The sequence below is a fragment of the Salipiger sp. HF18 genome (assembly GCF_011806505.1).
GTDB lineage: Bacteria > Pseudomonadota > Alphaproteobacteria > Rhodobacterales > Rhodobacteraceae > Salipiger > Salipiger thiooxidans.
The window spans coordinates 1-3,544 of the sequence record NZ_JAATOS010000405.1; the positions used below are offsets into that span (position 1 = coordinate 1).

At 65.6% G+C, this 3,544-nt stretch carries 4 protein-coding genes and 1 pseudogene; 3 read left to right on the forward strand and 2 right to left on the reverse strand.

Going from position 1 to position 3,544, the window contains the following annotated elements:
• Positions 1 to 46: 46 nt before the first annotated feature.
• Positions 47 to 478 carry a DsrE family protein gene (locus HC022_RS21380; RefSeq protein WP_167453763.1) on the forward strand — a complete coding sequence of 144 codons (432 nt, stop codon included), beginning with the start codon at positions 47 to 49 and terminating at the stop codon, positions 476 to 478.
• Positions 479 to 797: 319 nt separating this feature from the next.
• Here the strand turns inward: HC022_RS21380 and HC022_RS21385 are convergent, their stop codons facing one another.
• Complete coding sequence (locus tag HC022_RS21385) at positions 798 to 1,070, reverse strand: nitrogenase component 1 (protein WP_167453762.1); 273 nt, start codon at positions 1,068 to 1,070, stop codon at positions 798 to 800.
• Between the two features lie 44 nt (positions 1,071 to 1,114).
• Positions 1,115 to 1,719 (reverse strand): annotated as a pseudogene (locus HC022_RS29410) (AAA family ATPase); the annotation flags it as partial.
• 315 nt (positions 1,720 to 2,034) lie between these two features.
• Between HC022_RS29410 and HC022_RS21395 the strand changes: the two are divergent.
• On the forward strand, positions 2,035 to 2,508 hold the full coding sequence (locus tag HC022_RS21395; RefSeq protein ID WP_167453764.1) for a MarR family winged helix-turn-helix transcriptional regulator: 474 nt from the start codon (positions 2,035 to 2,037) through the stop codon (positions 2,506 to 2,508).
• The coding region (locus tag HC022_RS21400) for an FUSC family protein (protein WP_167453765.1) at positions 2,505 to 3,544 on the forward strand (1,040 nt) is incomplete at its 3' end. The genes HC022_RS21395 and HC022_RS21400, both read left to right, overlap by 4 nt.

Sequence of the window (3,544 nt, forward strand, 5' to 3'; positions counted from 1 at the left end):
CGCATTCGCATATATGTTTTCTCCTGTCTAAGGGAGGAGACATCAGATGATCAGGAGACACGCGCTTGCCGCCATGCTGGCGGTTGCGCCGCTAATGGCCATGGCAGACGGCAAGACCCATCACGTGGCGATCCACGTCGACCAGAACGACCCGCACACGCTCAACATGGCGCTGAACAACGCCCAAAACCTGGCCTCCTACTACGAGGAACAGGGCGACGAGGTGGTGATCGAGATGGTGGCCTATGGCCCCGGTCTGCACATGCTGGTCGATGGCAAGAGCCCGGTGAAGGACCGGATCGAGACCATGTCGCTCGAGCTGCCGATCACCTTCTCGGCCTGCGCCAACACCATCGCGGGGATGGAGAAGAGGACCGGCGAGACGGTGACGCTGCTGGACGAGGCCGAGGTGGTGCCCTCGGGCGTCGTGCGCCTGATCGAGCTGCAGGAAGAGGGCTACGCCTACATCCGGCCCTGAGGCGCGCCCGCCGCGGCCCGCCATCCTGACGCCGGACCGGCCGTAGTGTTCCGCGGCCAATGCGCCAAACGCCGCACCGGCTGCAGTGTCCCGCGGCGAACGACCCAAGTGCCGAACCGACCACGGACTTCGCTGGCCCATGGTCCGGATGCAAAGCCGGTCGCGACCCCACGCGACCCGCCATCCAACGGTCGCAACCGGCTGCGGTGTCCCGCGGCCATGGACACGAACTCACCGGCTATGGTCCTCGCTGGCCCAACGCCCAAATAAAAATCGGCCGCGGTGTCCCGCGGCCGGTGTCGTCTCTGCCCTGCCCGGCTCAGCGGGTCAGGTCGTAGCTGTAGTCGGTCTCGCCCGGGATGATGGTATCGTCGTCGAGCTTCTCGAACACCGTGTCCAGAAGCTTCACCAGCACGTTCAGCGCGCCGTGGTAGCCCATGGTCGGGAAACGGTGGTGGTGGTGGTGGCGGTCGAAGATCGGGAACATCAGACGGATCAGCGGCGTGCCGGTGTCACGCTCGAGATACTTGCCGTAGCTGTTGCCGATCAGCATGTCGCAGGGCTGGGTGTTGAGCAGGACCGCATGTGCCACAGGTCCTTGCCGGCCCAGACCTGGCCGCGGCTGCCGAAAGGCGACGAGGCCATGGCTTCGGCCAGTTCCAGTTCCTTGTCGGTCTGGCGCTCGTTGCAGATCAGACCGCCAAGGCGCACACCGCCGGAGTTGGCGTATTTCAGGATGCCCATGGCGATGTTGTTGGCGGCATAGAGCGCCATCATCTCTCCGGACATGACGATGTAGATTTCCTGCGCCTTGTTCTCACGGATCGGCATTGCGAAGCCGCCGCAGACCACGTCGCCGAGAACGTCGAAGGAGACGTAGTCGACGTTCTCATAGGCGCCGTTCTCCTCGAGGAAGTTGATGGCGATGATCACACCGCGGCCTGCGCAGCCGCCCCCCGGCTCGGGGCCACCGAATTCGACGCACTTGATGTCCTGGTAGCCGACCTTCAGCATGTCCTCGAGTTCGAGATCCTCGACCGAACCCATCTCGGCGGCCATGTGGAGGACGGTGTCCTGGGCCTTGGAGTTCAGGATCAGACGGGTGGAGTCGGCCTTGGGGTCGCAGCCGACGATCAGGATCTTCTGGCCAAGCTCGACGAGAGCGGCGAGCGTGTTCTGCGAGGTGGTCGACTTGCCGATCCCCCCTTGCCGTAAAAGGCGATCTGACGAAGTTCGCTCATAGCGTGTTCCTTTGGTCTGTTGGGTCGTTTCAATCACACGAGGGTGAGACGGCTCATGACCGCGCTCAGGAACACCTGAGCAGGAAGCGTGCCAAGCTTTTGAAACCCGTGAAATCACACATTTTTCAATGTGTTGACGGCATCTTTCGGATTGGCGCAAAGGCGACAATACGCGACAATCACCATTGCGCACTGTCCGACAGTCGAACTCGAGCCCTGCCCGGCCCTGTCGCACGCGCGCTCCTCGGGCCATCGCATTCAAGGGGGTATATAATTTGAATTGCAAATCAAATTATATACCCCTATCTCGCGACCATGACCCAGGACACCCGCCCTCCCCGATTCCGTTTCGGACTGCGCTTCGCGATGCTCGCCCGTGCCTTGAGAAGGAAGATCGACGCGCATCTCGCGCAGGCTGGCCTCACCGACGCCACATGGGTGCCGCTGGTGCACCTGTCGATCTCGGGCGACGGCATCTCGCAGAAGACGCTGGCGCATCTCGTCGGCGTCGACGGATCAAGTCTCGTCCGGGTCATCGACATTCTCAGCCGCGAGGGGCTCGTCGAACGCCGCCCCGACGCAAACGACGGCCGCGCGCGGCTCATCCACCTCACAGCGCAGGGCAAGCGCCGCGTCGCCAAGATCCAGGCAGAGCTCGAGACCGCCGAGGCCGAGATGCTGTGCGACATCGGAGACGACGAGATCGAGACGATGCTCGACGGGCTAGAGCGCATCGAGGCACGGGTGAAGCGCATACAGGCCGGCACCGAACAGGAGACCCACGCATGAGCGCGCAACCGCCTTCCTTCACCCCCCGCAGGCTCGACGCCGCCCGGCACCTGCTCTCGCCCGACCACCTGCTGGGGAGCTTCGCGCTGGGACGTCAGCCGCATCTGCGCAACTCTCTCCTCGCCGGGCTGCAGGCCGGGCTCACGGTGGTGATCGCGCTGCCGCTCTTCTACCTCTCGCCCTACGCGCATCTGGTGGGCTTTGCCGCGCTGGGCGCGCTGGTGGCGCTCTTCGGCCGCTTCGAGCCGCGCGCCGGACGTAGCCGCAAGGTCCTGCTGGCGGCGCTCTGCCAGATCGCGGCCGTCCTCTTCATGTCCGCGGTAAGCTGGTTCGGCGCCGGGGTCATGCTGCAGCTCTTGCTGCTCGCGCTGGCCTGCGGGGTGTTCTTCTTCATCACCGTGACCGGGAGCTTCGGCCCTCCGGGCGCCCTGATCTTCGTCTTCGCCGCGGGCGCCGCGCAGCATCCGGTGACCGGCGGCATCGAGGTGTTCGAGCGTTCGGCCGCGACGGCCGTCGTGGCGCTGTTGGCCTGGACGATCTGCCTCGCGACCGAGAAGCTCCGTCACCTGCCGACGCCCGAGCGCCCGATGCCCGCCGAGCCGCCCCGCCCGCTCGGCCACCGGCTCATCGCCTCGGCCCGCATCGTGGTGGGCGCGGGCATCGCGCTTTTCGCCAGCCACTCCTTCGGCGCCGACCACCCGATCTGGGCCGCCATGGGCGCGCTCGCCGTGCTGCAGGGGCCGCAGCTTCACATCAACATGCACCGCGCCCTGCAACGGATGGCGGGCGCGGTACTGGGTGCGATGCTGGCCTGGCTGATCCTCGTGCAGGACCCGTCGGTCTGGGCGATCATCGCTGCCATCTTCCTGCTGCAGCTGCTGACCGAGCTGGTGATCGGCGCGAACTACGGGCTGGGCCAGATCTTCGTGACGCCTATGGCGCTGCTGATGAGCCACCTTGCCGCGCCCGGATCCGCCGGAGCCGAGATGGCGCCCGAGCGCGTGCTCGACACGCTTCTGGGCGCCAGCGTGGGGAT

What these genes read in the sequence shown, in the direction of transcription:
- HC022_RS21380 (WP_167453763.1), top strand. Translation starts at nt 47, where the DNA reads ATGATCAGGAGACACGCGCTTGCCGCCATGCTGGCGGTTGCGCCGCTA.
- HC022_RS21395 (WP_167453764.1), top strand. Translation starts at nt 2,035, where the DNA reads ATGACCCAGGACACCCGCCCTCCCCGATTCCGTTTCGGACTGCGCTTC.